Source organism: Brevundimonas sp. P7753, from assembly GCF_013386595.1.
In the GTDB taxonomy this organism is placed as follows: domain Bacteria; phylum Pseudomonadota; class Alphaproteobacteria; order Caulobacterales; family Caulobacteraceae; genus Brevundimonas; species Brevundimonas bullata.
In genome coordinates this window covers 1-268 of record NZ_JACARP010000252.1, presented here as the reverse complement: position 1 = coordinate 268, position 268 = coordinate 1, and the positions used below count along the sequence as shown (strand labels likewise).

1 protein-coding gene is annotated in these 268 nt (G+C 73.1%); it reads left to right on the top strand.

From position 1 onward, the window contains the following. Positions 1-268, top strand: a 268-nt coding sequence (locus HX774_RS19445; protein WP_255500566.1) for a glutamate--tRNA ligase family protein, incomplete at both ends; no start/stop codon positions are given.

Genomic DNA, 268 nt, shown 5'->3' with positions numbered 1-268 from the left:
CCGCCATCTTCGAGGACCTGGCCTGGCTGGGCCTCGACTGGGAAACCCCGGTGCGACGCCAGTCCGAGCATCTGGCCGACTACGCCGCCGTCATCGACGCCTTGGGCGCGCGCGGCCTGCTTTACCGCTGCTTCCGCACCCGCAAGGACATACTCGACGCCATCGGCGACGCCCCGCACGGCCCCGCCGAAGCCGTCCGCCCCGGCCCCCACGCGCCCGAAGACGAAGCCCATCTGCTGGCCGAGGGCCGTCCCTACGCCTGGCGGCT